23 protein-coding genes are annotated in these 26,886 nt (G+C 72.7%); 8 read left to right on the top strand and 15 right to left on the bottom strand.

The window, feature by feature from the left end; translation table 11 throughout:
- Positions 1 to 126 precede the first annotated feature (126 nt).
- Both ACZ7G3_RS32100 and ACZ7G3_RS32095 read right to left on the bottom strand, forming a co-directional pair.
- Positions 127 to 1,770 carry an ABC-F family ATP-binding cassette domain-containing protein gene (locus tag ACZ7G3_RS32100; protein WP_426603395.1) on the bottom strand — a complete coding sequence of 548 codons (1,644 nt, stop codon included), beginning with the start codon at positions 1,768 to 1,770 and terminating at the stop codon, positions 127 to 129.
- Positions 1,771 to 1,805: 35 nt separating this feature from the next.
- On the bottom strand, positions 1,806 to 2,837 hold the full coding sequence (locus ACZ7G3_RS32095; protein WP_470929886.1) for an oxidoreductase: 1,032 nt from the start codon (positions 2,835 to 2,837) through the stop codon (positions 1,806 to 1,808).
- A gap of 65 nt (positions 2,838 to 2,902) precedes the next feature.
- On the opposite strand from ACZ7G3_RS32095, the gene ACZ7G3_RS32090 reads away from it, so the two are divergent.
- Positions 2,903 to 3,856: an FAD-dependent oxidoreductase gene (locus ACZ7G3_RS32090; RefSeq protein WP_470929884.1), complete on the top strand. Its 954-nt coding sequence runs from the start codon at positions 2,903 to 2,905 to the stop codon at positions 3,854 to 3,856.
- A gap of 85 nt (positions 3,857 to 3,941) precedes the next feature.
- On the opposite strand, the gene ACZ7G3_RS32085 is transcribed toward ACZ7G3_RS32090, so the two are convergent.
- The 3 genes from ACZ7G3_RS32085 to ACZ7G3_RS32075 form a co-directional block, all read right to left on the bottom strand.
- Positions 3,942 to 5,672 carry a BCCT family transporter gene (locus ACZ7G3_RS32085; protein WP_470929882.1) on the bottom strand — a complete coding sequence of 577 codons (1,731 nt, stop codon included), beginning with the start codon at positions 5,670 to 5,672 and terminating at the stop codon, positions 3,942 to 3,944.
- Positions 5,673 to 5,752: 80 nt separating this feature from the next.
- Positions 5,753 to 7,048, bottom strand: a complete 1,296-nt coding sequence (locus ACZ7G3_RS32080; protein ID WP_470929880.1) for a M14 family metallopeptidase — start codon at positions 7,046 to 7,048, stop codon at positions 5,753 to 5,755.
- Positions 7,045 to 9,006, bottom strand: a complete 1,962-nt coding sequence (locus ACZ7G3_RS32075) for a Xaa-Pro dipeptidyl-peptidase (RefSeq protein ID WP_470929878.1) — start codon at positions 9,004 to 9,006, stop codon at positions 7,045 to 7,047. The genes ACZ7G3_RS32080 and ACZ7G3_RS32075 overlap by 4 nt, the downstream gene beginning before the upstream one ends.
- Positions 9,007 to 9,186: 180 nt before the next feature.
- On the opposite strand from ACZ7G3_RS32075, the gene ACZ7G3_RS32070 reads away from it, so the two are divergent.
- Positions 9,187 to 10,680, top strand: a complete 1,494-nt coding sequence (locus ACZ7G3_RS32070) for a M1 family metallopeptidase (protein WP_470929876.1) — start codon at positions 9,187 to 9,189, stop codon at positions 10,678 to 10,680.
- Positions 10,681 to 10,705: 25 nt separating this feature from the next.
- Here ACZ7G3_RS32070 and ACZ7G3_RS32065 read toward each other — a convergent pair whose 3' ends face one another.
- Positions 10,706 to 11,191, bottom strand: coding sequence for a macro domain-containing protein (locus ACZ7G3_RS32065; protein WP_470929874.1), 486 nt, complete (start codon positions 11,189 to 11,191; stop codon positions 10,706 to 10,708).
- Positions 11,192 to 11,246: 55 nt separating this feature from the next.
- The gene (locus ACZ7G3_RS32060; RefSeq protein ID WP_470929872.1) at positions 11,247 to 12,716 is read right to left on the bottom strand and encodes an amino acid permease; all 1,470 of its coding nucleotides are present in this window, start codon (positions 12,714 to 12,716) and stop codon (positions 11,247 to 11,249) included.
- 234 nt (positions 12,717 to 12,950) lie between these two features.
- Between ACZ7G3_RS32060 and ACZ7G3_RS32055 the strand changes: the two genes are divergently transcribed.
- Positions 12,951 to 13,682, top strand: a complete 732-nt coding sequence (locus tag ACZ7G3_RS32055; RefSeq protein ID WP_470929871.1) for a MerR family transcriptional regulator — start codon at positions 12,951 to 12,953, stop codon at positions 13,680 to 13,682.
- Between the two features lie 9 nt (positions 13,683 to 13,691).
- On the opposite strand, the gene ACZ7G3_RS32050 is transcribed toward ACZ7G3_RS32055, so the two are convergent.
- From ACZ7G3_RS32050 to ACZ7G3_RS32040, 3 genes are read right to left on the bottom strand one after another with little or no spacing between them, the layout of a single operon-like run.
- On the bottom strand, positions 13,692 to 15,890 hold the full coding sequence (locus ACZ7G3_RS32050) for a 3-hydroxyacyl-CoA dehydrogenase NAD-binding domain-containing protein (RefSeq protein ID WP_470929869.1): 2,199 nt from the start codon (positions 15,888 to 15,890) through the stop codon (positions 13,692 to 13,694).
- A 53-nt stretch (positions 15,891 to 15,943) separates the two neighbouring features.
- Positions 15,944 to 17,158, bottom strand: a complete 1,215-nt coding sequence (locus ACZ7G3_RS32045) for an acetyl-CoA C-acetyltransferase (RefSeq protein ID WP_470929867.1) — start codon at positions 17,156 to 17,158, stop codon at positions 15,944 to 15,946.
- A gap of 36 nt (positions 17,159 to 17,194) precedes the next feature.
- Entirely contained in the window at positions 17,195 to 18,343 is a 1,149-nt protein-coding gene (locus ACZ7G3_RS32040) for a CaiB/BaiF CoA transferase family protein (protein WP_470929865.1), read from the bottom strand.
- 206 nt (positions 18,344 to 18,549) lie between these two features.
- Here ACZ7G3_RS32040 and ACZ7G3_RS32035 point away from each other — a divergent pair, with 206 nt between their 5' ends.
- Positions 18,550 to 19,728 carry a saccharopine dehydrogenase family protein gene (locus tag ACZ7G3_RS32035; protein WP_470929864.1) on the top strand — a complete coding sequence of 393 codons (1,179 nt, stop codon included), beginning with the start codon at positions 18,550 to 18,552 and terminating at the stop codon, positions 19,726 to 19,728.
- Positions 19,729 to 20,245: 517 nt separating this feature from the next.
- Here ACZ7G3_RS32035 and mmpA read toward each other — a convergent pair.
- Positions 20,246 to 20,395 (bottom strand): morphogenic membrane protein MmpA, encoded by a 150-nt coding sequence (mmpA, locus tag ACZ7G3_RS32030; protein ID WP_426517341.1) that lies wholly within the window; start codon positions 20,393 to 20,395, stop codon positions 20,246 to 20,248.
- 180 nt (positions 20,396 to 20,575) lie between these two features.
- On the opposite strand from mmpA, the gene ACZ7G3_RS32025 reads away from it, so the two are divergent.
- Positions 20,576 to 20,770: a hypothetical protein gene (locus ACZ7G3_RS32025; RefSeq protein ID WP_470929862.1), complete on the top strand. Its 195-nt coding sequence runs from the start codon at positions 20,576 to 20,578 to the stop codon at positions 20,768 to 20,770.
- On the opposite strand, the gene ACZ7G3_RS32020 is transcribed toward ACZ7G3_RS32025, so the two are convergent.
- Entirely contained in the window at positions 20,758 to 21,462 is a 705-nt protein-coding gene (locus ACZ7G3_RS32020) for an endonuclease V (RefSeq protein ID WP_470929860.1), read from the bottom strand. The two genes, ACZ7G3_RS32025 and ACZ7G3_RS32020, sit on opposite strands and share 13 nt — an antisense overlap.
- Before the next feature lie 41 nt (positions 21,463 to 21,503).
- On the opposite strand from ACZ7G3_RS32020, the gene ACZ7G3_RS32015 reads away from it, so the two are divergent.
- Positions 21,504 to 21,800 carry a YciI family protein gene (locus tag ACZ7G3_RS32015; RefSeq protein ID WP_470929858.1) on the top strand — a complete coding sequence of 99 codons (297 nt, stop codon included), beginning with the start codon at positions 21,504 to 21,506 and terminating at the stop codon, positions 21,798 to 21,800.
- A gap of 12 nt (positions 21,801 to 21,812) precedes the next feature.
- On the opposite strand, the gene ACZ7G3_RS32010 is transcribed toward ACZ7G3_RS32015, so the two are convergent.
- The gene (locus ACZ7G3_RS32010) at positions 21,813 to 22,142 is read right to left on the bottom strand and encodes a plasmid stabilization protein (RefSeq protein WP_470929856.1); all 330 of its coding nucleotides are present in this window, start codon (positions 22,140 to 22,142) and stop codon (positions 21,813 to 21,815) included.
- A 72-nt stretch (positions 22,143 to 22,214) separates the two neighbouring features.
- Entirely contained in the window at positions 22,215 to 23,324 is a 1,110-nt protein-coding gene (locus ACZ7G3_RS32005; RefSeq protein ID WP_470929855.1) for a WD40/YVTN/BNR-like repeat-containing protein, read from the bottom strand.
- Positions 23,325 to 23,590: 266 nt separating this feature from the next.
- Between ACZ7G3_RS32005 and ssgD the strand changes: the two genes are divergently transcribed.
- Positions 23,591 to 24,007: a spore wall synthesis regulator SsgD gene (gene ssgD / locus ACZ7G3_RS32000; RefSeq protein ID WP_426597303.1), complete on the top strand. Its 417-nt coding sequence runs from the start codon at positions 23,591 to 23,593 to the stop codon at positions 24,005 to 24,007.
- Between the two features lie 224 nt (positions 24,008 to 24,231).
- Here ssgD and ACZ7G3_RS31995 read toward each other — a convergent pair whose 3' ends face one another.
- Positions 24,232 to 24,930 (bottom strand): GOLPH3/VPS74 family protein, encoded by a 699-nt coding sequence (locus ACZ7G3_RS31995; protein ID WP_470929852.1) that lies wholly within the window; start codon positions 24,928 to 24,930, stop codon positions 24,232 to 24,234.
- A 322-nt stretch (positions 24,931 to 25,252) separates the two neighbouring features.
- Here ACZ7G3_RS31995 and ACZ7G3_RS31990 point away from each other — a divergent pair, with 322 nt between their 5' ends.
- A complete protein-coding gene (locus ACZ7G3_RS31990) occupies positions 25,253 to 26,878 on the top strand; it encodes an ABC-F family ATP-binding cassette domain-containing protein (RefSeq protein ID WP_470929850.1) in 1,626 nt (541 codons plus the stop codon).
- Positions 26,879 to 26,886: the final 8 nt, after the last annotated feature.

Below are 26,886 nucleotides of genomic sequence, written 5' to 3'. Positions count from 1 at the left end.
CGGGGTGTTCTGGTTGGACCCAGACACCCGCACCGGGGGGGGGGGGGGGGGGGTCCCCCCCCCCCCCCCCCCCCCCCCCCCCCCCCCCCACGCGTCCCCGTGAAGGAGCGGGGCAGCGGCCCGCGCCTACGTGCGTTCCACGACCTTGCCGTCCGTCACCTCGAGGCGGCGGGTCACCCTCACCGCGTCCAGCATGCGGCGGTCGTGGGTGATGAGCAGGAGCGTGCCCTGATACGCGTCCAGGGCCGACTCCAGTTGTTCGATGGCCGGCAGGTCGAGGTGGTTGGTCGGTTCGTCCAGAACCAGGAGGTTGACGCCCGATCCCTGGAGGAGGGCCAGGGCCGCCCTCGTGCGTTCGCCCGGGGAGAGGGTCGACGCCGGGCGCACGACGTGGTCCGCCTTGAGGGCGAACTTGGCCAGGAGGGTGCGGATGTCGGCCGGTTCGGTGTCGGGGGTCGCCGTTCGGAAGGCGTCGAGCAGGGACTCGGGGCCGTAGAACAGCTTGCGGGCCTGGTCGACCTCGCCGAGCAGGACGCCGGAGCCGAGCGCCGCGTGTCCGGCGTCGAGCGGGACGCGGCCCAGGAGGGCGGCGAGCAGTGTGGACTTGCCCGCGCCGTTCGCTCCCGTCACCGCCACCCGGTCCGCCCAGTCGATCTGCAGGGAGACCGGCCCGAGGACGAAGTCGCCGCGTCGGACCTCGGCGTCGCGGAGGGTGGCGACCACCGCGCCCGAGCGCGGCGCCGACGCGATCTCCATGCGCAGGTCCCACTCCTTGCGCGGCTCCTCGACGACGTCCAGGCGTTCGATCATGCGCTGCGTCTGGCGGGCCTTGGCGGCCTGCTTCTCGCTGGCCTCGCTGCGGAACTTGCGGCCGACCTTGTCGTTGTCGTTGCCCGCCTTGCGCCGGGCGTTCTTGACGCCCTTGTCCATCCAGGTGCGCTGCATCTGCGCCCGGTCCTGGAGCGACGCCCGCTTGTCGGCGTACTCGTCGTACTCGTCGCGGGCGTGCCGGCGGGCCACCTCGCGCTCCTCCAGGTAGGCCTCGTAGCCGCCGCCGTAGAGGTTGATCTGCCGCTGGGCGAGGTCGAGTTCGAGGACCTTGGTGACGGTGCGGGTGAGGAACTCGCGGTCGTGGCTGACGACGACGGTGCCCGCGCGCAGGCCGGTCACGAAGCGTTCGAGGCGCTCCAGGCCGTCCAGGTCGAGGTCGTTGGTCGGCTCGTCGAGCAGGAAGACGTCGTAGCGGGAGAGGAGGAGGGAGGCGAGGCCGGCCCGTGCGGCCTGCCCGCCGGACAGGGACGTCATCGGCTGGTCGAGGCCGACGGTCAGGCCGAGCGCGTCGGCGGTCTCCGCGGCGCGGTCGTCGAGGTCGGCGCCGCCCAGCGCGAGCCAGCGCTCCAGGCTGGTCGCGTAGGCGTCGTCGGCGCCCGGTGCGCCGTCGACCAGGGCCTGGGTGGCCTCGTCCATGGTGCGCTGGGCCTCGGTGACGCCGGTACGGCGGGCCAGGAAGTCCCGGACGGTCTCGCCGGGCCGGCGCTCCGGCTCCTGCGGGAGGTGGCCGACGGCGGCCGCGGGCGGGGACAGGCGCAGCTCGCCCTGTTCCGGGGTGATCAGTCCGGCGAGCATCCGCAGGAGGGTGGACTTGCCCGCGCCGTTGGCTCCGACGAGTCCGATCACGTCGCCGGGCGCGACGACGAGGTCGAGCCCGGTGAACAGGGAGCGGTCGCCGTGGCCGGCGGCGAGGTTCTTGGCGACGAGGGTGGCAGTCATCAGACCGTCGATCCTAACGGCGGTCCGCGGCCCGCTCAGCCGGGTTTCCCGTGCGTCACCGCGGCCACCAGCACGCTTCCGGGGGCCCGTGCCACCACGAAGGACTCCCCCTTCACCGCCCGGGCGTCCAGGCCGACGCGGTGGCCGCCCGCTTCGAGTACGCCGTCGAAGACCTCATGGGTGCGGGTGCGGTGCAGGCGGTCCAGACGGTAGGCGGTGAGCCGTACCCGGCAGGGCGAGGTGACCTCGACGTCCGCGGCGGCGCCGGTCGCCGTCAGGCGGGTCAGCCGGCGCCGCTCGGCCGGGCCGGGGTCCAGGGCGTGTTCGATCTGGGCGACGAGCAGCGGGACGATCGGGGCGAGGCCGTCGACGTGGGCCACGTCCACCCCGGCGTCGGCGAAGGCGCGGACTGCGGCCGCCCGCGCCGCCTCGGGGACCGCGCGGCCGAAGACGACGGCGCCGTAGGCCCGCAGTTCGTCGGCCGGTACGTCACCGGCGTCAGCGGTGATGTCGGCGCCGATCCCGATGGTGCGCAGCGCGGCGGCGAGCTTGGCGAGCAGGGCGACGCGGGCGCCGATCAGCAGGACCCGGCGTCGGATGTGCGCGGAGCCGTCGAGCAGGGCGGCGAGGGCCGCGCGGTACTCGGCGCCGGGGAAGCGGTACGGGCCGATGCCGTGGTAGCCGTTGAACTCCAGGTCGGCGTGTTCGCCGGTCTGCCAGGCGAAGTCCCGCCAGACGAAGTCGTCGCCGTCCCGCAGGATCACGGCGGTCACCGCGCCGCAGGCCAGGTCCTCGCACTCGGGGCAGCCGTAGATGACGTACCGGCCTTCGGGCAGGGGGGCGTCGCTCTCCAGGAGCAGGCTGCGGACCTGCGCGGTGAAGATCGCGGGCGGCACGTCGGAGGCGAGCGGGGAGACGGCGTCCAGGTCGGAGAGGCGGAACAGCAGGGGACGTCCGTCGACGATGAAGTCCACGAAGTCGCGGTGGACCTGGTAGTCGCCGTCGGCGAGGACACCACCGGCGCGCATCGCCGGGGCCAGACCGAAGGTCGCGTACTCGGCAGCCATGCGGTGAGTATTCCCGGGGCGGGACCGCTTCGAGCACGGCATGGGGCATTCGCTAACGTCCCGGTGTGGGAACCGAACTGGATGACGAAATCGTCGTGGTCGGCGGCGGTGTGATCGGGCTGACGACGGCCGTCGTTCTCGCCGAGCGCGGCAGGCGGGTGCGGCTGTGGACGCGGGAGCCCGTCGAGCGGACCACCTCGGCGGTCGCGGGTGCGCTGTGGTGGCCGTACCGCATCGAGCCGGTCGCGGCGGCGCGCGCGTGGGCGCTGCGCTCCCTGGACGTGTACGAGGAGATGGCGGCGCGGCCCGGGGAGAGCGGCGTACGCATGGTCGAAGGGGTGCTGGGCGAGACCGGCCTGGACGAGGTGGACGCGTGGGCGGCCGCCCGGCTGCCGGGCTTGCGTGCGGCGACCCCGGAGGAGTACGGCGGGGCGGGGCTGTGGGCACGGCTGCCGCTCATCGACATGTCGACCCACCTGCCGTGGCTGCGGGAGCGGTTGGTGTCCGCGGGCGGCGTGGTGGAGACGCGGGCGGTGGCCGCTCCGGCCGAGGCCGACGCGCCGGTCGTGGTCAACTGCACCGGGCTGGGCGCCCGGGAGCTGGTCCCGGACCCGTCCGTGCGTCCGGTGCGCGGGCAACTGGTCGTCGTGGAGAACCCGGGCATCCGGACCTGGATGGTCTCCACCGATCCCGTCTCCGGGGAGATGGCGTACTTCTTCCCGCAGCCCGGCCGGCTGGTCCTGGGCGGTACGGCCGAGGAGGACGCCTGGTCGGCCGAGCCGGACCCGGCGGTCGCGGAGGCGATCGTACGGCGGTGCGCGGCGCTGCGGCCCGAGATCGCCGGGGCGAGGGTGCTCGGGCACCTGGTGGGCCTGCGGCCCGCGCGGGACGCCGTACGGCTGGAGCGCGAGGCGCTGCCGGACGGGCGGCTGCTGGTGCACAACTACGGCCACGGCGGCGCGGGCGTCACCGTGGCCTGGGGCTGCGCGCGGGAGGCGGCCGGCCTCGCCTGCCGCTGATCCGCGCCCGGGGACCGGAGGGGCAGGCACGCAGCCTGCGTGCCGTCCCCTCCGGTCCCCCGCCGGCCGATCGCCTCGGCGGCGGTCAGTGGTGCTTGCCGATCGGATCGCCCTCCACGTCCGTGCCGGGGCCCGGGCCGATGCGGATCTCGAAGTCGCCCTCGTACCGCTTGTGACCCTCGATGACGGCCAGCTCGACGGCTTCGGAGGCCATCTCACCGCGCACCATGAGCGGGTCGCGGCGCAGGTCGCGCATGAGGGCGACGCACATGAGGATCATCACGATGACGAAGGGCGCCGCCGCGAGGATCGTGAGGTTCTGCAGACCGGTGAGCGCGTCGCCCTCGCCGCTGCCGACCAGGAGCATGATGGCGGCGACCGCGCCGGTCACCACACCCCAGAACACCACGACCCAGCGGCTGGGTTCGAGGGCGCCCTTCTGCGAGAGGGTGCCCATCACGATGGAGGCCGCGTCGGCGCCCGAGACGAAGAAGATGCCGACGAGGACCATCACCAGCAGGCTGGTGACGGTGGCGATGGGGTACTCCTGCAGCACGGCGAAGAGCCGGCCCTCCGGGGTCGTCTCGTCGCCGAGCCGGTTCTGCTCCTGAAGCCTCATCGCCGAGCCGCCGAAGATCGCGAACCAGACCAGGCTGACCGTGCTGGGGACGAGGATGACGCCGCCGATGAACTGGCGGATGGTCCGGCCCCGGCTGATGCGGGCGATGAACATGCCGACGAAGGGCGTCCAGGAGATCCACCACGCCCAGTAGAAGACCGTCCAGCTGCCCAGCCAGTCGGCGACGCCCTCGCCGCCGCTGATCTCGGTGCGGCCGGCCATCTCGGGCAGGTCGCCGAGGTAGGCGAAGACCGAGGTCGGCAGCAGGTCGAGGATGAGGATGGTCGGGCCCGCCGCGAACACGAACACGACGAGCAGCAGGGCCAGCACCATGTTGGTGTTGGACAGCCACTGGATGCCCTTCTCGACGCCGGAGACCGCGGAGGCCACGAACGCCACGGTCAGCACCGCGATGATGCCGACCAGCAGGCCGGTGCTGACCTTGTCCATCCAGTCGAGCTTCTCGACACCGGAGCCGATCTGCAGCGCGCCGAGGCCGAGCGAGGCCGCGGAGCCGAAGACCGTCGCGATGATGGCCAGGATGTCGATGACCCGGCCGCTGACCCCGTTGGCGTGCTTCTCGCCGATGAGCGGCGTGAACACGGCGCTGATGGTCTGACGGCGGCGCCTGCGGAACGTGCTGTAGGCGATGCCGAGGCCGACCACCGCGTAGATCGCCCACGGGTGGAGTGTCCAGTGGAACAGGGTGGTGGCCATGGCCGTCGCCATGCGGTCGCCGGAGTCGGCGGGGCTGGAGCCCGGCGGGGCGGCCGTGTAGTGCGCCAGCGGCTCGCTCACGCCCCAGAACATCAGGCCGATGCCCATGCCCGCGCTGAACATCATGGCGACCCAGGACACCGTGCGGAACTCGGGTTTCTCCCCCTCGGCGCCGAGGTGGATGCGGCCGTAGCGGCTGGCCGCGAGCCAGAGCGCGAAGACGACGAAGCCGGAGGCGGCCAGCACGAACGCCCAGCCGCCGTTGTGCATCAGGCCGCTGAGCATGGTGCCGGAGGCGTCCTGCAGCGAGTCGGTGCCGGCGGCGCCCCAGATGACGAAGGCGAGGGTCAGGACAGCCGTGACGCCGAAGACGACGCGGTCGGTCCGGGGTTTGTGCTCCCGCCCCGGCAGGCCCGCTTCCGAACCCGGCAGCGTGCCTCTTTCGTGGTGTTCCTTGTCGCTCGGTCGGTCCTGCGTCACAGGCGGCACCTTTCAAGTCGGTGAGGCTGAAAACAATCCTCCGTTACGCCCTTACCACGTGCGACGCAGAACTCACCTCATCAGCAGTGGGTGTCGGGTTCACCCACCGTCAAGCGGTACGTCGCTCGCTCGTCCAGGAGCAGCGGCACCAGGGCGCGCAGCGGCTGGCGCAGCGGTACGTAGGCGCCCTTCTCCCCGTCCTGCCGCGCACGTACACCATGGAGGGCCAGTTCGTCCTTCAGGTCCGTGTACTGGGCGGGGGTGAGCCGGTAGCCGCAGGGCGGGTCCTTGATCACCTCGGTGGGCTCGGGCGGGTCGTTGTCCGCGCCGCCGAGGTACACGGCCCCGGAGTCGGCCGGGCCGGACCGGCGGGCGGCCGCGGTGGCCGCCTCGACGCGTCCGCGCCGCTGGTCGGCGTAGCGGAACATGCCGTCCAGGGCCGCGAGCTGGGACTTCACCCGGCGCCGGTTGTTCAGGGCCTCGTCCTCGCGCTCGGCGTCGGTGAGCGCGTCGACGCGGCTCTCGATGAGCAGGCCGACCGAGTGCTTCACGCCGGACATGTTCCGCAGGATGCGTTCCTGGCCGTCGCCCGCGGTCTGCTTGACCGGGTCGCCGGTGACGGGGTCGGTCCAGATGCCGTAGGTGCCGGTCGAGTGGCCGGCCTGCTCGGCGGCGGGGCGGACGTACGTGCCGGACAGGGCGCGGGCCTCGTCGTGGACCCGGGTGTGGGTGTTGAGGTTGCGGGGCCAGAGGTCGAAGAGGTCCTTGTCGTAGTACGGGGGTGTGGCGCCGTACTCGTGCAGGTCGTAGAGGACGTCGGGGCGCTGGTCGCGGACGACGGCGGCGAGGGCGCGGGCCTCGGCCGTCTTCAGGGCGAGGTGGTCGCGGTTGACGTCCACGCCGTCGCCGTTGCCGCGGGTGTCGGCGGCCCGGCCGTCGGGGTTGGCGGTGGGCACGACCAGCACGGTGGTGCGGTCCAGGAAGCGCCGGGTCCGCCGGTCCGTCGCGTAGGCCAGGTCGCGCACGGTGGACAGGCAGGCCTCGCGGCCGGAGGGCTCGTCGCCGTGCTGGCTGCACACGAGGAGCACCTTGTTCGGGGCGGCGGGCCTGCCGATCGTCACCAGTTGGAGGGGGCGGTTCTGCTTCGTGGTGCCGATGCGGTCGACGGCGACGCGGTCGCTCGCCCGGTCGGCGGCGGCCAGCAGCGCCTGCTCCTCGGGCTGGCTGGTCCAGCGGGCGCCGTGCGTCTTCTCGAAGCCGGTGCGGGGCGGGTGGTGTGCGGGGCCGGCGGCCTGGGCCGGTGCGGTGAGGAGGGACGCGGCGAGGGCCGCGGTGGCCGCCGCGGTGGTTACGGTGAGGGTGCGCAGGCGGTTCATCGGCCTCCCTTCGGGACGCGGTGGGTCGTGTGCGGCGCGGTCACGCCGTCGAGGGGCGCGGGTGCGGGAGCGGCGGTCGCGGTACCGGCGGTGGCCTCGGCGAACGCGGCGGTGCCGCCGACGAACGGTACGCGTGCCGACGTGCGGGAGAGGTCCACGGTGAGTGTCGGCGTGTCGGCGGGAGGGTCGATGAGGTCCTTGTCGGTGCCCCCGACGATGAGCGCGAGCCGGTGGCCGGCCGGGACGACGTGGTCGGTGGCGGCCAGGTCGAGGGTGATGGTGTACGCCTTGCCCGGGGTGAGCGGGCGGCCCCGCCACTTGGACGCGTGGTTGCCGAGGTCGGCCCAGCCGCGGCTGACGACCGTGTAGTCCACGTCGGTGGTCTTCGCCGCCGTCTCCCGGTAGCACGAGCTGTCGCCCGGGGTGCTCGGGCCCCAGCAGGTGCGGTCGGTGAGGGTGGTGATGCCCTCGCCGGGGTCGGCGTAGTCGCGGATGGTGTCGGGGCCGAGGTCGACGAGGACGGCGGAGAGGTGGGCCGTCGGGGTGCTGGACCGGGCGGTGACGGTGACCTCGGAGGCGCCGGACAGGCGCAGGTCGCGGGTGAGCGGGCCGGTGACGAAACCGGCCTTGCCCGAAGTGGGCTCGTCGATGTGCGCGGCCCAGTCGGTCTCGTTCAGCGCGGGGTCGTCGGTGAAGGTCTCGGTGCCGTGGTCCCGGCGCAGTCCGAGCGTGCCGACGCCCGGTCGCTCGCCGTCGGCGGGGCGCAGGGTCGTGGTGGCGGTGGAACGCGGCGGCCAGGTCCTCGACGTCTCCCACTGGTCGGGCCCGCGTTCGATGTCGGCCATGGGCTCGCGGTCGATGCCGTTGTCGTAGCCGAGCAGTTCGTGGTCGAACCAGCGGTGCAGGGTGTCGACCCACTCGGCGCGGCGGAAGTCGAAGGGGTCGACGTGGCCGGTCCGGGAGAGCCATATCTTGCGGTCGACGCCGTTCTTCGCGAGGGCGTTCCACCACGGGCCGACGTGCTGCATGCGGACGTTGAGGTCCTGCATGCCGTGGACGAGGAAGACGCTCGCCTTCACCTTGCTCGCGGCCTTCACGTAGTCGCGCTCGGTCCACGGCTTCGTCCAGTCGCCGGTGCGCGGGGCACCGTCGACGAGCCTCTGCTGGACGGCGTCGCACTTCGCGCGCGCGTCGGGGCTGTTGACGTAGTCGGACAGCCATTCCGGGCCGGAGTCGTACAGCGGGGCGCCCTGGCTGAAGTAGTAGTCGTACCAGGAGGAGATGGCGGCGATCGGGACGATGGTCTCCAGGCCCTCGACGCCGGTGGCGGCGACACCGTTCGCCACGGTGCCGTCCCAGCTCTTGCCGATCATGCCCGTCCTGCCGTTGGTCCAGCCAGCCTGGGCGCGCTCGCCGCCGGTGCGGCTGGTGTACGCCTTCCCGCGCCCGTTCAGCCAGTCGACGACGGCCTTCGCGGACCGGACGTCGGAGCGTCCGCCGACGTCGACACAGCCGTCGGAGCGGTTGGTGCCGGCCAGGTCGACGCCGACGAAGGCGTAGCCGCGGGGCACGAAGTAGTTGTCGTAGTACAGCGGCATCCCGTCGACGTCGCCGTCGGCGTCGTACGTCTTCTTCTGGCCCTCGTTGCCGCGCCCGCAGCAGGAGTAGTACGGGCTGGCGTCCATGATGACGGGGACCTTCCGGCCCTGCCGCGCGGGTTCGCGGGGGCGGACGATGTCGACGGCGACGCGGTCGTCCTCGCCGTCGCCGTCCCCGTCGTGGCCGGTGTCCACCCAGACGGCCTCGCGGATGGCGTCCTCGTAGGAGTGGACCGGTTCGCTCTGTCGCGGGGTTGCGGGGTGCGCCGCCGCGGCGGGTGTGAGGAAGGTTGCCATGAGAGCGGCCGTGGCCGCCGTCGCGAGCGGTCTCCAGATCGTGAAGCGCGTGCGTATCGGCATGCGCGGGACGGTACATCGGTCGACTCCCGCGCAGAAGAGGGCGTCGGGTGTCTCCTCGAGCCGGGTGTCGCGACACGGCCGAATGGCAAACGTGTGACAGGGCGGCCGTGGACACGACTGCACGCACAAGGGACGAATAGGCTCCGAACAGACCTCGTGCCCCGACGACTTGGAGCTTTCGTGCACCGCAGCATCATCGTGCCGGGCGCGCTGGGCGCCGCTTCCCTCATGCTGGCGATCCCGGCGTCGGCGGCGGCCCCCGCCCCCGGCGCTCCGGGTATCGGCGACCCCTACTACCCGGCGTACGGCAACGGCGGATACGACGTCTCCCACTACGACCTGCGCCTGAGGTACCGGCCCGCCACGGACCGGCTGGAGGGGACGGCGACGATCCTGGCCCGCACCACCCAGGACCTGTCGCGGTTCAATCTGGACTTCCTGCTCGACGTCGGCGAGGTTCGCGTGAACGGTGCCGAGGCGTCCTTCGCGGCCTCGGGCGAGCACGAGCTGGAGATCACCCCGAAGAGCCCGCTGGCCAAGGGCACACCCGTCACCGTCGTCGTCCGCTACAGCGGCGTGCCGTCCTCTAAGAAGGCGTACGGCTTCACCAGTTGGCACCGCACCCCGGACGGAGGCGTCGGCGCGAGCGAGCCGGAGGCGGCCTGGTGGTGGTTCCCCAGCAACGACCACCCGCTCGACAAGGCCACCTACGACGTGTCGGTGCAGGTTCCGGACGGCACCCAGGCCGTCTCCAACGGCACGCTCCGGTCGACGAGTTCACGGCTGGGCTGGACCCGGTTCAACTGGCGCTCCGACACACCGCAGGCCACGTATCTGGCCACGCTGGCGGTCGGCCGGTTCGACCTCACCACCGGCACGACCGGGGGCGGCATCCCGGTCGTCAACGCCTACAGCAAGGACCTGGGCGCGAACGACGGCGCGGCGCGGGCCAGCGTGGAACGGACCGGGGAGGTCGCCGACTGGCTGGCCGGGTACTTCGGGCCCTACCCGTTCGACGCGCTCGGCGGATACGTGCCGAACACGGACACCGGGTACGCGCTGGAGACGCAGACCCGTCCGTTCTACAGCCCCCGGCAGTTCGCGATCGGGTCGAACGTGTCCGTCGTCGTGCACGAGCTGGCCCACCAGTGGTACGGCGACCTGGTCTCCGTGCGCGGCTGGAAGGACATCTGGCTCAACGAGGGCTTCGCGCGGTACGCCCAGTGGCTGTGGTCCGAACACGAGGGCGAGAGCACGGCGCAGGAGCTGGCCGACTACACGTACGCCTCCCGCCCGGCCGACGACCCGTTCTGGACGGTGAAGCCCGGCGATCCGGGGCCGGACAACCAGTTCGACATCGCGGTCTACGACCGGGGCGCGCTGGCCGTGCACGCGCTGCGCGACGAGGTCGGGGACGAGGACTTCTTCGCGATCCTCAAGGGATGGCCCGCGCGGTACGCCCACGGCAACGCCTCCGTCACCGACTTCCGGCGGTACGCCGAGGAGGTCTCCGGCAAGCCGCTGGCCGCGCTGTTCGACACCTGGCTGTTCCAGCCGTCGAAACCCGACGCTCCGGCGGCGCGCGCGGCGTCCCTCGCGAAGGCGTCGGACGCGCCCGTGCGCCCACGGTCGTGGCGGAAGATCGCCGCGACGAACGACGTGCACGAGCACTGAGCGCTGGCCACTGGGCCGGCAGGTCTCAGGCGGCGTCGCCGTGGTCGTAGACCGTCACGGGGACGCCGCGCCGGGCCAGGCGCCCGGTGATGAGCGGTTCGACTCGGGACCATTTGCCGCCGGCCAGGCCGCAGCCTATGCGGGGCATGTGCACGGACGCCTGGAGCTCGGCCGCCCTGTCGGCGAGGCGGCCGAGTGCCGTGTCGATCGCCTCGTAGCGCACGGGGACGCCCTTGCTGCCGGTCCTCATGCCGCGCTGGCCGATCATGTTGGCCACCCACACGTACGGCTCGACCTGGACGAGCTGGACCGCGCCCAGCCCGAAGTCGTTGGAGGCGCGGTCGCGGTGCCAGGCGCGGTAGGCCGCCTCGGGTTCCGGCCAGCGGCGTGACACGGCCAGGACGAAGCCCTTGCCCCAGCCGCCGAGGTCGTTGCAGACGTGGGCGATTATCTTGACGCCCTTGACCGACGGGACGGTGGCGTCACCCCGGACATACCTGATCTCCGACATGACGCCACAGTAGAGGCCACCACTGACAGTGGCCGCGGCCCGCGGCACCCCTGTCCTATGGGGTGAGGCTGCCCAGCTCCTGGTCGGCGTTCCGCGCCACCCGGCGGCGCACGCCGAACCAGCCGGCGACCAGCATGACGGCGAGCACGGGAATGAGCAGGAGGGTCTTGCGGCCGACCTCGGGGTCGTTCCACATCATGCCGAGGCACGCCAGCAGGAAGACGATCGTGGCGATCTCCGTGACCGGGCTGCCGGGCAGGCGGAAGTGCGGCCGGGCGACCAGGCCCGCGCGCGCCCGGCGCACGAAGACCAGGTGGCAGACCATGATGATCACCCAGGTGCTGATGATGCCCAGGGAGGCGACGTTCAGCACGATCTCGAAGGCCTTGCTCGGCACCAGGTAGTTCAGGCCGACGCCGAGGACGCAGACCCCGCAGGTCAGCAGGATGCCGCCGTAGGGCACCTGGCTGCGGCTCATCACGCTGGTGAACCTGGGCGCGGAGCCCGCCATCGCCATGGAGCGCAGGATGCGGCCGGTGGAGTACAGGCCGGAGTTCAGGGACGACATCGCGGCGGTGAGGACCACGAGGTTCATCACGTCACCGGCCGCCGGGACACCGATCCTCGACAGGACGGTGACGAACGGGCTCTCGTCGCCGGAGTAGAGCGAGCCGGGCAGCAGCAGGGCCAGCAGGACGACCGAGCCGACGTAGAACAGGGCGACACGCCACATGATCGAGTTCACCGCGCGCGGAACGACCTTCTCCGGCTCGGCGGTCTCACCCGCGGCGACACCGACCAGTTCGAGGGCCGCGTACGCGAAGATCACGCCCTGCATCACCAGGACGACGGGCATCACGCCGTGCGGGAAGACGCCCCCGTTGTCCGTGATGACGCTCACGCCCGGGGTCTGGCCGCCCACGTCGTGCTGGGTGGCCAGCAGGAAGATGCCGATCAGCATGAAGCCGACGAGGGTGGCGACCTTGATGATCGCGAACCAGAACTCCATCTCGCCGAAGATCTTCACCGAGATGAGGTTCACCGCCAGGACCACCGCGAGGGCGATCAGCGCGAGCACCCATTGGGGGATGCTCGTGAACATGCTCCAGTAGTGCGTGTACAGCGCGATCGCGGTGATGTCGGCGATACCGGTCGTCGACCAGTTCAGGAAGTACATCCAGCCGGCGACGTAGGCGCCCTTCTCGCCGAGGAACTCGCGCGCGTACGACACGAAGGATCCGGAGGAGGGGCGGTAGAGCACCAGCTCACCGAGTGCCCGGACCACGAAGAAGGCGAAGACGCCGCAGACGAGGTAGGCGATCGCGAGCGCCGGGCCCGCGTCGCGCAGGCGTCCGCCGGCGCCGAGGAAGAGGCCGGTGCCTATCGCGCCGCCGATGGCGATCATGTTGACGTGGCGGGCCTTGAGGCCCTTGCTGTAACCGGCGTCGCCCGCGTCCGCGGGGATGGTCCCGGTCGCCTGGGGGTGGGCGGCGACCTGTGCCGTGTCGACGGCGTCCTTGCTCACGGGTGGTTCCACTCTCTGGGGCCTCGGGCGGGGTACGCCCGAGTCGTCCGTACCTGTGTCTCGGGCCCGCACCACCCATTGACGGCACAGACCGAGACAGCACCTTCCCACGACTCTGCGTGGGCATGCGGTGGCTCATGTCACACAGCGTGACTTGTCACAGGATCCGTCAGCCGTCTCCACATGGTGCACAAGAGGTGTCACAGCATTGGTGGGACAGCGATACTGCTGCTCATGACGACGACCGACACCGAGGAGCCGGCCCTCACGATCGACGAGCTGGCCGCGCGGGCCGGCGTCACGGTGCGCACGGTCCGCTTCTACGGCACCAGGGGGCTGCTGCCGCCGCCGGCGATCGGCCCGCGCCGGGTGGGGCGCTACGGCGGGGAGCATCTGGCCCGGCTGGCGCTGATCGAGGAGTTGCAGCACCAGGGCATGACGCTGGCCGCGATCGAGCGGTATCTGCAGCAGTTGCCGCCGGACCTGAGTCCCCACGACCTCGCGCTGCAGCGCGCGGTGGTGGCCTCCTGGGCTCCGGAGACGGTGGAGAGCGTCACGCGCGAGGAGCTGGACCGGCGGGCGGGCCGGCCGCTGACGGACGACGAGGTGGACCGGCTCACCGCGATGGACGTCGTCGCACGGGACGGTGACGCCTACCGGCTCGACGCCGGGCTGCTCCGGCTCGGCGTCGAGCTGCTCGACATGCCCTTCTCCCCCGAGACGCTCCTCGCCGCCCGTACGGCCCTCCTCGAGCACTCCCGCGCCGCCGCGCGCGACCTGTCGCGGCTGCTGCGCGACGCGGTCGCCGAACGCGACGCGCGGGACGCGCGGTCCCTGTCCGCGCACATGCACCCGCTCGTGGTCCGGGCGCTGCTGACCACGTTCCAGCGGTCGCTGCGGGCGGAGCTGCGGGAGTGGCTGGACAACGACACCGACGACGGCGCCGGCGAGCACGCGGGCGGGTGACGCGGCGGCTCAACGGGCGTCGGTGAAGACCTCCCCCTTGTCCGCCTTCTCCACCAGCAGCGCGGGCGGCGCGAAGCGTTCGCCGTAGCGGTCGGCGAGCTCGCGGGCGCGTGCCACGAAGCCGGGCAGGCCGGCACCTGCCCCGGCGTAGTCGCCGTAGCCGTTGATGTACTGGAGGACGCCGCCGGTCCAGCCGGGGAAGCCGATGCCGAAGACCGAGCCGATGTTGGCGTCGGCGACGGAGGTCAGCACGCCCTCCTCCAGGAGCCTGACCGTGTCGAGCGCCTCCGCGAAGAGCATGCGTTCCCGCATGTCCTCGAAGGGGATCTCGTACCCGGGCTTGGTGAAGTGCTCCCGCAGACCCGGCCACAGTCCTGCCCGCTTGCCGTCGTCCCCGTACTCGTAGAACCCGGCGCCACCGCTGCGCCCGGGACGTCCGAACTCGTCCACCATGCGGTCGATGACGGCCTCGGCCGGGTGCGCGGTCCAGGTACCGCCCGCCTCCTCCACGGCCCGCCTGGTCTCCTCGCGGATCTTCCGGGGCAGCGTGAGGGTCAGCTCGTCCATCAGGGCGAGCACCTTGGCCGGGTAACCCGCCTGCGCCGCCGCCTGCTCGACGGAGGCGGGCTCGATGCCCTCACCGACCATCGCCACGCCCTCGTTCATGAAATGGCCGATGACCCGGGAGGTGAAGAAACCACGCGAGTCGTTGACCACGATCGGCGTCTTCCTGATCTGCCGCACCAGGTCGAAGGCGCGAGCCAGCGCCTCGTCACCCGTCCGCGCTCCCTTGATGATCTCGACGAGCGGCATCCTGTCGACCGGCGAGAAGAAGTGCAGCCCGATGAAGTCGGCCTGCCGCTCGACGCCCTCGGCCAGCGCCGTGATGGGAAGCGTGGAGGTGTTGGAACACAGCAGCGCGTCGGGGGCGACGACGTCCTGGACCTCCTGGAACACCTTGTGCTTGAGCGAGGTGTCCTCGAAGACGGCCTCGATCACCGCGTCGCAGCCCGCCAGGTCGGCGGCCTCGGCGGTCGGCGTGATCCGTGCCAGCAGTGCGTCGGCTTTCTCCCGGCTCGTACGGCCCTTGGCGACCGCCTTGGCACACAGCTTCTCGGAGTAGCCCTTGCCCTTGACGGCCGCTTCCAGGGCGACGTCCTTCAGGACGACGTCGATGCCCGCGCGGGCACACGCGTAGGCGATGCCCGCGCCCATCATGCCGGCGCCGAGGACGGCCACCTTCGTGACCTTGCGGGGCTCGACGCCCTTCGGACGACTGGCACCGGAGTTGACCGCCTGGAGATCGAAGAAGAACGCCTGGATCATGTTCTTCGAGGTCTGCCCGGCGGCCAGCTCGACGAAGTACCGGGCCTCGATGACCTGGGCGGTCTCGAAGTCGACCTGGGAGCCCTCGACGGCGGCGGCCATGATGTTGCGCGGGGCCGGGTAGGGGGCGCCGTTCGTCTGCTTGCGCAGGTTGGCGGGGAAGGCGGGCAGGTTGGCCGCGAACTTGGGGTGGGCGGGGGTGCCGCCGGGGATGCGGTAGCCGGGCCGGTCCCAGGGCTGGGCGGACTCCGGGTTGGCGTCGATGAAGGCGCGGGCCTTGGCGAGCATGTCCTCGCGGGTGTCGGCGATCTCGTCGACCAGGCCGTTCTCCCGGGCGCGGCGCGGGTTGTACTGGGTGCCCTGGAGGAGGACCTTCAGGAGCGCGTCGGTGATGCCGAGCATCCGGACGGTGCGGACGACGCCGCCGCCTCCGGGGAGCAGGCCGAGGGTGACCTCGGGGCAGCCGATCTTGGAGCCGGGGGCGTCGAGGGCGACACGGTGGTGGCAGGCGAGGGCGATCTCGTAGCCTCCGCCGAGCGCGGCGCCGTTCATGGCGGCGACGACAGGCTTGCCGAGGGTCTCGATGCGGCGCAGGTTCCGCTTGATCGCCATGCCGCCGTCGAAGAGGTCCTGGGCGGTCTCCGGGGTGACGCGGATCAGGTCGCGCAGGTCGCCGCCGGCGAAGAAGGTCTTCTTGGCGGAGGTGACGATGACGCCGCGGACCGAGTCCTTCTCGGCCTCCAGGCGGTCGGTGATCACCGCGAGGGATTCGCGGAACGCCCGGTTCATGGTGTTCGCGGACTGGTCTGGGTCGTCGAGGACGAGGGTGACGATCCCGGTGTCGTCCTGTTCCCAGCGGATGGTGGTGCTCTCGGTCGTCATGACAGGGGTCTCCAGTGGGGTCTTCGGTGGCCGTGGTGCCGCTTCCGCAGGGATCAGAGGCGCTCGACGATCGTGGCGATGCCCATGCCGCCGCCCACGCACAGGGTGGCGAGGCCGTAGCGCTTGTCCTGGCGCTCCAGTTCGTCGACGAGCGTGCCGAGGATCATCGCGCCGGTGGCGCCGAGGGGGTGGCCGAGCGCGATGGCGCCGCCGTTGACGTTGACCTTGTCCAGGGACAGGCCCATGTCCTTGACGTAGCGCAGGACGACCGCGGCGAACGCCTCGTTGATCTCGACCAGGTCGATGTCGTCGATGGTCAGCCCGGCCTTGGCGAGCGCCTTGCGGGTGGCGGGGGCGGGGCCGGTGAGCATGATGGTGGGCTCGGAGCCGGAGACGGCGGCGGAGACGATCCGGGCGCGCGGGGTGAGGCCGTAGCGGTCGCCGACCTCCTTGGAGCCGATGGCGACCAGGGAGGCGCCGTCGACGATGCCGGAGGAGTTGCCCGCGTGGTGGACGTGGTCGATCTTCTCCACCCAGTGGTACTTCTGCAGCGCCACGGCGTCGAAGCCGCCGAGTTCGCCGATGTCGGCGAAGGACGGCTTGAGCTTCGCGAGGGAGTCGGCGGTGGTGCCGGGGCGCAGGTGCTCGTCGTGGTCGAGGACGGTGAGGCCGGCGCGGTCCTTCACCGGGACGACGGACCGCTCGAAGCGGTTCTCCTTCCAGGCGGTCGCCGCGCGCTCCTGGGAGAGGGCCGCGTACTCGTCGACGTCGCGGCGCGTGAAGCCCTCGAGGGTGGCGATCAGGTCGGCGCCGATGCCCTGGGGGACGAAGTTGGTGGCGAGGTTGGTCATCGGGTCGTTGAACCAGGCGCCGCCGTCCGAGGCCATCGGCACCCGGGACATCGACTCGACGCCGCCCGCGAGGACCAGGTCCTCCCAGCCGGAACGCACCTTGGCCGCGGCCAGGTTGACGGCCTCCAGGCCCGAGGCGCAGAAGCGGTTCTCCTGGACGCCCGCCACGGTGTCCGGCAGCCCGGCCGCGATGGCGGCGATGCGCGCGATGTCGGAGCCCTGGTCGCCGACCGGGCCGACGACGCCGAGCACGATGTCGTCGACGGCGGCCGGGTCCAGGTCCGGGAAGCGGGCGCGGATCTCGTGGATGAGGCCGACGACCAGGTCGACGGGCTTCGTGCCGTGCAGGGCGCCGTTCGCCTTGCCGCGTCCGCGCGGGGTGCGGATCGCGTCGTACACGTACGCTTCGGTGGTCACTGGCAGGCCTTTCACTGAGGGTTTTCGCGGGGCTGTTCAGCTGTTCGTTCGAGGGTTCCTCGGCAGGTTCCAGTCGCGGGCCACTGTCTCCGTGTCGGCACCCGGCAGGGCGGGCCCGGTGCGGACGGCGGTGGGGGTCGCGGAGAAGCGGGGTGCGGGGGCGGGCTGGGTGACGCCGCCGTGGTCGGTGAAGGTGGAGCGGGCGGCCAGGTGCGGGTGGTGCGGGGCCTCGCGGAGCGACAGGACGGGGGCGACGCAGGCGTCGGAGTCCGCGAAGACGGCCGTCCACTCGTCCCGGGTGCGGGACCTGAACCGGGTGGCGATGGCCTCGCGCAGCTCGGCCCAGCGGGCCATGTCGTCGCGGGCGGGCGCCTGGTCGGGGATGCCGAGGAGCTCCATGAACTCGGCGTAGAACCGCTGCTCCAGGGCGCCGACCGCCATGTACCGGCCGTCGGCGGTCTCGTAGGTGCCGTAGAAGGGGCAGCCGCCGTCGAGGAGGTTGGCGCCGCGGCGGTCCTGCCAGCCCCCGGCGGCGAGCATGCCGTGGATCATCGAGGACAGGTGGGCGGTGCCGTCGACGATGGCGGCGTCGACGACCTGGCCGGTGCCGGTCGCGCGGGCGTGGTGCAGGGCGGCGAGGATGCCGACGACCAGGTAGAGGGAGCCGCCCGCGTAGTCGCCGAGGAGGTTGGCGGGGACGGCCGGCGGCGCGTCGGGGTCGCCGATCATGCCGAGGGTGCCGGTGAGCGCGATGTACCCGATGTCGTGGCCGGCGCTCTGGGCGAGGGGGCCGGTCTGGCCCCAGCCGGTCATGCGGCCGTAGACGAGGCGGGGGTTGCGGGCGCGGCAGTGCTCGGGACCGACGCCGAGCCGTTCGGCGACGCCGGGGCGGTAGCCCTCGATCAGGACGTCGGCGCGTTCGGCGAGGTCGAGGACGCGGGCCGGGCCGTCCGCCGACTTCAGGTCGACGATCACCGAACGCTTGTTGCGGTTGGTGACGTCGTGGGCGGGGTCGATCGCGAGGCCGGGTCCGCCGGGACGGTCGACGCGGACGACGTCGGCGCCCAGGTCGGCCAGGAGCATGCCGGCGAAGGGCCCGGGGCCGATACCGGCCAGCTCGACCACGCGCACACCGGTGAGCGGGCCCTCGGGCGGCGTCCGCCCCACCGTCTCCGCTTGCGACATCGAGCCCCCAGCTCTGTGACACAACTGATGTAACACCGATGATGCTAGAAACGTGTTCCACTGGGCACAAGACCCGGGCGAGCAAGCGCTTAGCCAATTATGGGGCAGGCCCCTCTCCGGTCCGGCAGTCCACACGCTAGCCTCAGCCACCGGCAACGGCGCGTGCTGCGGAACCAGGGGCCGCTGGCGGGTGACGAAGGGATGTCATGAGCAGGCTGAAGAGGGCCGACCGGCCGTACGACATCGTGCTCTTCGGAGCGACGGGGTTCGTCGGCGAGCTCACCGCGGAGTACCTCGCCGCGCACGCCCCCGACGGGCTGCGCTGGGCGATCGCCGGCCGCAGCGAGGAGAGGCTGCGGCGGCTGCGGGAGCGGCTGCCCGGCGCGGCGGACGTCGGCGTACTGCGCGCGGACGTGTCCGATCCGGCCTCGCTGCGCGAACTCGCCGAGCGGGCCCGCGTGGTGGCCACGACGGTGGGCCCGTACGTCCGGTACGGCGACGCGCTGGTCGCCGCCTGCGCGGAGACCGGCACGGACTGTCTCGACCTCACCGGCGAACCCGAGTTCGTGGACCTGACGTACGTCCGCCACGACGCACGCGCGCGGGAGACCGGAGCCCGGCTGGTGCACGCCTGCGGCTTCGACTCCGTCCCGCACGACCTCGGCGTGTACTTCACGGTGCGGCAGCTGCCGGAGGGTGTGCCGCTGGCCGTGGACGGCTTCGTGACCGCCGACGCCACCTTCTCGGGCGGTACGTTCGCCTCCGCGCTGGGCCAGTTCGCGCGCGGCCGGCAGCTGCGGGACGCCGCGCGGGAACGCCGGCGGCACGAGCCCCGGCTGGTGGGCCGCCGGGCGGTGACGCCGACGGGCACGCCGCGGTTCGCCGGGGAGGTGGGGGCGTGGGCGCTGCCCCTGCCGACCATCGACGCGCAGATCGTGCGGCGCTCCGCGAAGGCCCTGGACCGGTACGGCCCCGACTTCCGCTACCGCCACTACGCGGCCGTCCGGCACCTGCCCGTCGCGGTGGGCGGGGTGGCTGCCGTGGGCGCGCTGGTGGCGGCGGCTCAGGTACCGCCCGCGCGGCGCTGGCTGTCCGGCCGGCTCAAGCCCGGTGACGGGCCGAGCCCCGAGAAGCGGGCGAAGAGCTGGTTCTCGGTCCGCTTCGTGGGCGAGGGCGGCGGCCGGAAGGTGTTCACCGAGGTCGCGGGCGGTGACCCCGGGTACGACGAGACGGCGAAGATGTTCGCCGAGGCGGCGCTCGCCCTCGCCCTCGACGACCTGCCGCCGACGGCCGGGCAGGTCACGACGGCCGTGGCGATGGGGGACGCGCTGATCGAGCGGCTGCGGGCGGCTGGAATCCGCTTCCGGGTGGCCGCGACCCGCTGACCGTCCGCCCCGGGTCCTGCCCGGCGGACGCACGCCCTGCGCGGCCTGCCCAGTGGACCCGCACCCGGACCTGCCCGGAGAACGCACACCCTGCGGCTGCCCAGTGGACCCGCACCCGGGTCCTGCCCGGAGAACGCCCACCCCGCGGCCTGCCGGTGGCCCCACGCCCCCGGCCCTGCCCGGAGAACGCCCACCCCGCGGCCTGCCCAGTGGACCCGCACCCGGGTCCTGCCCGGAGAACGCCCACCCCGCGGCCTGCCCAGTGGACCCGCGCCCCCGGTCCTGCCCGGAGAACGCCCACCCCGGGGCCTGCCCAGTGGACCCGCACCCGGGTCCTGCCCGGAGAACGCCCACCCCGCGGCCTGCCCAGTGGACCCGCGCCCCCGGTCCTGCCCGGAGAACGCCCACCCCAGGGCCTCCGGTGGCCTCACGCCCCGGTCCTGCCGACGGGCGGCACGCCCCGGGCCTCCGCCCATAGCGGGCCGCCCCATGGGCTGTCCGGTGCGGTGGGCAGGCCCTAACCCGACCACCCGGCGACCGTGTAGATCATCCCGCCGATCCAGGCCAGCCCCGCCCCCACGGCGAGCACCAGCCCCGCGACCACGGCCCGCTCGGTGGGCCGGGCGGGCCGGTGGGCGGACTGCTCGGGTGCGCGGTGCGTCGTCATGCGGTCCAGCATGGCGCGGCCGGCGACATGGCACATCCGTACGGATACTCAGCCGGTGACTGAGCACCGACACCGGCCGGCAGTCACCACGATTTGAGGCTTTCCCCGCCGCGAGGCACGTCCACCCGCCGCCGAACGCGGTGAAGTGCCAAGAAGGACTTCAATGAAACCCTTGAAGGTATGAAGTTCCTTCTCGAAGTCACCATGGACGAGGGCGCGCTCGCCGAGGACCCCACGGGCGAGTTGCAGCGGATCCTGCGGTACTGGGGCGGCAACCTGCACCACTACGCGCTGCGGCCGGGCGACGGTTCGGTGGTCCACGACTCCGCGTACCGGGAGGTGGGCCGCTGGAGCGTCGCGGGTCAGGCCGAGTAGGTGGTGGCCGCCCGCAGGGCCGCCCGGCACAGGGCGTCCGCCCTGCGGGTGGTCTCCGGCAGGCGGTAGGCGGGGGCCAGTGCCAGGGTGTGCGCGCAGGCGTTGTCGAGGCTCACCCGATGCCCGGCGGAGACGAAGACCGGCTTGACGCCGGCGCGGGTACGGACGGCACGCCCGACCTCCTCGGCGCCGTCGAGGAGCGGGGACGTACTGCCGCGGGACGCGTCCGGGTCGTCGTACGTGAAGGTGAACGGGTTCTTGGCCACGCCGATCGTGGGCAGTCCGGTGAGCACCCCCAGGTGGCTGGCGAGGCCGAAGCGGCGCGGGTGGGCCAGGCCGTAGCCGTCGCAGACGACCAGACCGGGCGGGGCGGGCAGGGCGTCGAGCGCGGCGAGGACGGTCGGGATCTCGCGGAAGGCGAGCAGGCCGGGCACGTAGGGGAAGGAGATCCGCCCGACGGCCGTGGACTCGGCGACGACGGCGAGGGTCGCGGCGTCCAGCACGACGGCCGCCGCCGCGACGACGTCGCGTTCGTCGTCGTAGGCGACGTCCACGCCGGTCACCCGGCCGGTGCCGGGCGGCGGGCCCGGCTCGTCGTGCACCACGCGTGCCCGCAGTTCGTCCTGGACGGCACGGGCCCGCTCCTCGGTCGCGGGCCAGTCGGCGGGGATCTGCACGGTCACGGTCGTCATGATGGCGGCAAGCCTACGGGGCCCGGAGTAGGCTCGCGATCATGTTCGTACTGGAGCTGTCGTACACCGCCCCGCTCGACGCCGTCGACGCCGTGCTGGAGGAGCACGTGGCGTGGCTCGACGACCTGTACGAGCAGGGGGTGGTCCTGGCGTCCGGGCGCAAGGAGCCCCGCGACGGCGGGGTGATCATCGCCGTCGCGGGGGACCGGGCGCGGATCGAGGAGATCGCCGCGGGCGACCCCTTCGTCAGGGCCGGAGTGTGCGCGTACCGCGTCACCGAGTTCGCCGCCACGAAGACGGCACCGGCACTGGAGCGGTACCGGGAGACCCCCGGCTAGGGGCCGTACGGCTCACTTGCCCAGGGCACGCTGCAGCTCGCCCTTGTTCATGTGCGAACGACCGCTGATGTCGCGGCGCTTGGCCTCCTGGTACAGCTGGTCGTAGGTGGGCCCCTGGGGGCCCTGCCGGTTGCCGGACCGCTGGCCGCCGCGCTTGCCGGGCGACTTGTCCTGCGTGGACGTACGGCTGGCGGTCTTCGACTCGCCGGACCGGGCGCGTTCCTTGTTCACCGTCCGGGCGGCGATCTCCTTGGCGCGGCCGGTGCTCTCGCCACGGTCCTCGGCGCTGTCCTTGATGTGCTCGTACTGCCGCTCCCGTTTGGAGCTCGAACCGCGTGGCATGTCCGCTCACTTCCTCTCACGTTCAGCGAACGGTTACCCACGTTACGGACGAACACCCGGCACCGCGCGGCGTCAGCGCTCCAGCCGGGCGATCCGTCCCTGCTCGCCGGCGGCCCAACAGCCCAGGTCGGCCGTGCAGTCCACGGTGTCGTAGGAGCCCGTGTCGACGGTCCGCCAGGTGCGGCCGCCGTCCGTGGTGAGATCCGTACCGGTGGGGCCGACCGCGAGGGCGGCCGTACGGCTGTGCGGGAGCCAGGCGACGCCCGAGCGGTAGGCCGGTGCCGGCCGGCCGGCGGGCCGCCAGGTACGGCCGCCGTCGGTGGTCCGCGCCGCCGCCCGGGGCGAGGGCCGGTCGGCGCGGAAGTCGCCGCCGACCGCGAGGCCGTGGGCGCGGTCGCGGAAGGCGAGGGCGAAGACGCCCCGGGCCGGGTCGCCCGCCGGGACCGGGGTGTCGGAGGCCGTCCAGGTGAGCCCCCGGTCGGCGGAGTGCAGCACGCGCGCGCGTGCCGCGCCGCCGGTGGCCAGCCACACGTCCTTCGGCCCGGACGCGACCAGGCACTGGCCACTGGCCGCGAACCCGGCCTCGCCGTCCTGCGCGGACGGCATGCCCTCGCTCGGCAGCACCGTCCAGGAGCGCCCGCCGTCGCTGGTCGACAGGATGCGGAACTTCCCGTCCACCGGGTCGCTCATGGCGAGGCCGTGGCGGCGGTCGAAGAAGGTGAGGCAGTCGTAGAAGGCGCGCGCGTCGGTGTTGCGGAAGGACTCGGTCCAGGTCGCTCCGCCGTCGTCGGTGCGGTAGACGCGGGACGCCTCGCCCTCGCCGATGGCCAGGACCACGGCCCGGCGGGCGTCGAACGCCTCGATGTCCCGGAACTGCAGCTCACCCGCGCCCGGTGGGGAGACGTTCCGCCAGCTGTCGCCGCCGTCGGTGGTGCGCAGGACGGTGCCCTGGGTGCCGGCCACCCAGGCGGTGTGCCGGCTGACGGCCGCGAGCCCCCGGAACCGGACGTCGGACGCCCCGGTGCCCCCGGTGTCCTTCAGCTCCCAGTGCGGGCGCTGGTGCGCCTGCGCGGGGGCGGCCGCCGTCAGCGCGGCCAGCGCCGCCGCGCACACCGCTCCGGCGATCACCACCCGTCCCGCGCGCCCGCCGCCGGTTCGGGCGGACCGTGCCGTGCGTCGCATGCTCCCCAAGCGCCTCATGGCGGGCGAAGCTAGCCCACCGCCCCGCCGCCGTCCAGAGGCCCGTGTGCGGCACGCGCGTGCGGGCACGAGTGCCATCAAGTTCCTTACGGGGCACATGAGAAGAGTCGCGTCACCTCCGCGCATGAACGCGGTGACAGAGGTCACTCGGTCATCGTGTGCACGGATTGGCTGATTCCGTCGTCTCTTCCAGTGCCCGGCCCGCACGACCCCGCAAGCACGTCCAGCCGTCACGAGGGAGCAAGGCGTTGTCCACCGTCATCGAGCAGCCCGTCGAGGCGCGTCTTGTCGCCGCCGCGCCGCGTATGCCGAGCATTCCCGCCACGCTGCACTACGACCGCAGCGACCCGTTCGCCGTCCGCATGACCTTCCCGGCTCCGGCCACGCTCGAGGGCGTGGAGGTCTGCTGGACCTTCTCCCGCGAGCTGCTCATCTCGGGGATGCGGGAGCCGGACGGTCACGGTGACGTGCGGGTCCGCCCGTACGGGTACGACCGCACCGTCCTGGAGTTCCACGCGCCCGAGGGCACCGCCGTGATCCACGTGCGCTCGGGCGAACTGCGCCGTTTCCTGCAGGCCACCGGCGAGCTGGTGCCGGTCGGCCTGGAGCACCTCCAGCTGGACCTGGACCACGATCTGGCGGAGCTGATGCGCGGGACGTGCTGACGCGGCCCCGCCGCCGCCACACACGCCGACCGCGGGAGCTGCCGACGCGGCCCGGGACGCCGCCGCACGGCACCCGCCGGCGCAACCTCGCACAACCACGCACGGCACCCGCCGGCGCAACCTCGCGCAACCACGCACGGAACCCGCCGGCGCAGCCCCCGCCGCCACGCACGCCGACCGCGGGACCGGCCGGCGCGGCCCGGGACGCCGCCGCACGGGCCGGCTCACCCGCCCGCCGACGCCACGGCCCGCGCCGTCTCCGCGCTCACCGCTCCCCGCACCTCGTCGACGATCCTCCGCAGCCCGGGTGCCGCCGCGCCGCCGCGCCCGGCCAGCTCGGCGACGCGGTCGTCCCGGCGCGCACCGGTCACGGCGGACTCGACGGTGCGGAACCCGAGGGTGCGCGGTTGCGCGGCGGCCGCCAGTGCGGCCACGGCCGCGTCCCGCTCCGCGACCTCCCCGGCCGGTACCGGCCCCTCCAGGACGTACCGCGTCTCCTCGCGCAGCGCCCGCGCCGCCGCAGCCCGCGCCAGGACGTACTCCACGGACGGGAAGACACCGAGGACGCGCTTCTTCTCGGCGCGCAGATACCCCTCGGCCACCAACTGCTCCCGGACCGCGTCGAAGGTGACCCGCGCGTGCAGCCGCACCCAGGTACGCCACCGGTGCGGCATCGACTCGCGGACGAGGTCCAGCAGTCCGTCGAGGACGGTGTCCCCGGTGCGGGAGTCCAGGTCGACGGGGGTGGCGATCCCGTCGTCGTCGGTGAGCAGACCGCGCTGGGCCAGTTCGGTGAGCGCGCCGGCGCGCACCAGGTGGTGGAGCAGGGCGGCGTCGGCGGCGCCGGGCCGCGCCGGGTCCCAGGCCAGCAGGCAGAGCCTGGCCGGCAGTGAGAGCGAGTCGTCGGGCGAGCCGTTGGGCACGGGGCCTCCTTGGGGCCGTGAAACCGATCCGCGGTAAGGCGTTGACAGCCCACCCGGTTTCTCGTACGGTGTACAGCGCTTCTGTTGCCGCCGATTGGAGAAGGACGTTGCTCGTCTGAGGTCCTGAGACACCGCGTCACACATGTCATGTGTGTACGCCGCGTGCGACCTCGGCGTTCGAGCCGTCCTTGCGGAGCAGGGCTTTTTTCATGCCCGAGCACTCCCCGTGACTCCTCCTTCCCTCGCCCGACGGCGTCGCCGCCTCCCGGTGTCTCGATACGCGTTTGCCCCTGACCGCTTCAAGCAACCGCGGAGACCCTGTATGTCTGCTTCCATCACCTGTACGTCCCTTTCCTTCGCCTGGCCCGACGGCACGCCCGTCTTCGAGGGACTCGACACCGCTTTCGGCCCCGGCAGGACCGGGCTCGTCGGTGTCAACGGGTCGGGCAAGTCCACCCTGTTGAAACTGATCGCCGGGCAGCTCACCCCGGCCGACGGCACGGCCCGCGTGGCCGGTGAGGTCGGATACCTGCCGCAGAACGTCACGCTCGACACCGCGCTGCGGGTCGACGAGGCGCTCGGCATCGCCGCTCGACGCGCCGCGCTGCACGCCATCGAGGCGGGCGACGTGGCCGAGGAGCACTTCGAGACGGTCGGCGACGACTGGGACGTCGAGGAGCGCGCCCTCGCCACGCTCGGCGAACTCGGTCTCGGTCACGTCGGGCTCGACCGCACCGTCGGCGAGGTCTCGGGCGGCGAGTCGGTACTGCTGCGCCTGGCCTCGCTGCTGCTGCGCCGGCCCGACGTCCTGCTCCTGGACGAGCCCACCAACAACCTCGACCTGTACGCACGCAGGCGGCTGTACGCGGCCGTGGCCTCCTGGCCCGGGGTGATGGTCGTGGTCAGCCACGACCGCGAGCTGCTGGACCTCGTCGACCAGATCGCCGACCTGCGCTCCGGTGAGATCACCTGGTACGGCGGCAACTTCTCGGCGTACGAGGAGGCGCTGGCCGTGGAGCAGGACGCGGCCGAACGCATGGTGCGCGTCGCCGAGTCGGACCTGCGCAAGCAGAAGCGCGAGCTGGCCGACGCCCAGGTCAAACTGGCCCGCCGCAAGCGGTACGGCCAGAAGATGTGGGACCAGAAGCGCGAACCGAAGATCGTCATGGGCGCACGCAAGCGCGCGGCGCAGGAGTCCGCGGGCAAGCACCGGATCATGCACGAGGAGAAGCTCGCCGAGGCCAGGGAGCGGCTCGACGACGCGGTGGAGGCGGTACGGGACGACGACGAGATCCGCGTCGACCTGCCGTACACCGCCGTGCCGCCGGGCCGCTCGGTGCTGACGCTCCGGGACCTGGAACTCCTCTACGGCGCGCGGGTGGAGGGCGGTTTCGATCTGCACGGCCCCGAGCGGATCGCGCTGATCGGGCGCAACGGCGCGGGCAAGACCACGCTGCTGCGCACGGTCGCCGGCGAGCTGGAGCCGGTGGCGGGCGAGGCGACGGCGCACGTCCCGATGCGGTTCCTGCCGCAGCGCCTGGACGTCCTCGACGGCGAGCTGAGCGTCGCCGAGAACGTGGCCCGGTTCGCGCCGGGCGCCACCAACAACCGGATCCGGGCGCGGCTGGCCCGCTTCCTGTTCCGGGGCGCCCGTGCCGACCAGAAGGCGGCGACACTGTCGGGCGGCGAGCGTTTCCGGGCGGCGCTGGCCGCGCTGATGCTGGCCGAGCCCGCCCCGCAGCTGCTGATGCTGGACGAACCGACGAACAACCTGGACATGGCGAGCGTGCGGCAGCTCACCACCGCGCTGGAATCGTACGAGGGGGCGCTGATCGTGGCCAGCCACGACCTGCCGTTCCTGGAGTCGATCGGCATCACCCGATGGCTGCTGCTGGAGGAGGGAGAGCTGAAGGAAATCACGCCAGAAGCTGTCGGGTATCCCGCCTAGCGTCGCTC

The sequence above is a fragment of the Streptomyces sp. NPDC037271 genome (assembly GCF_055603605.1).
Note: the sequence above shows the minus strand (reverse complement) of the source record. Positions and strands in the feature narration are given on the sequence as shown.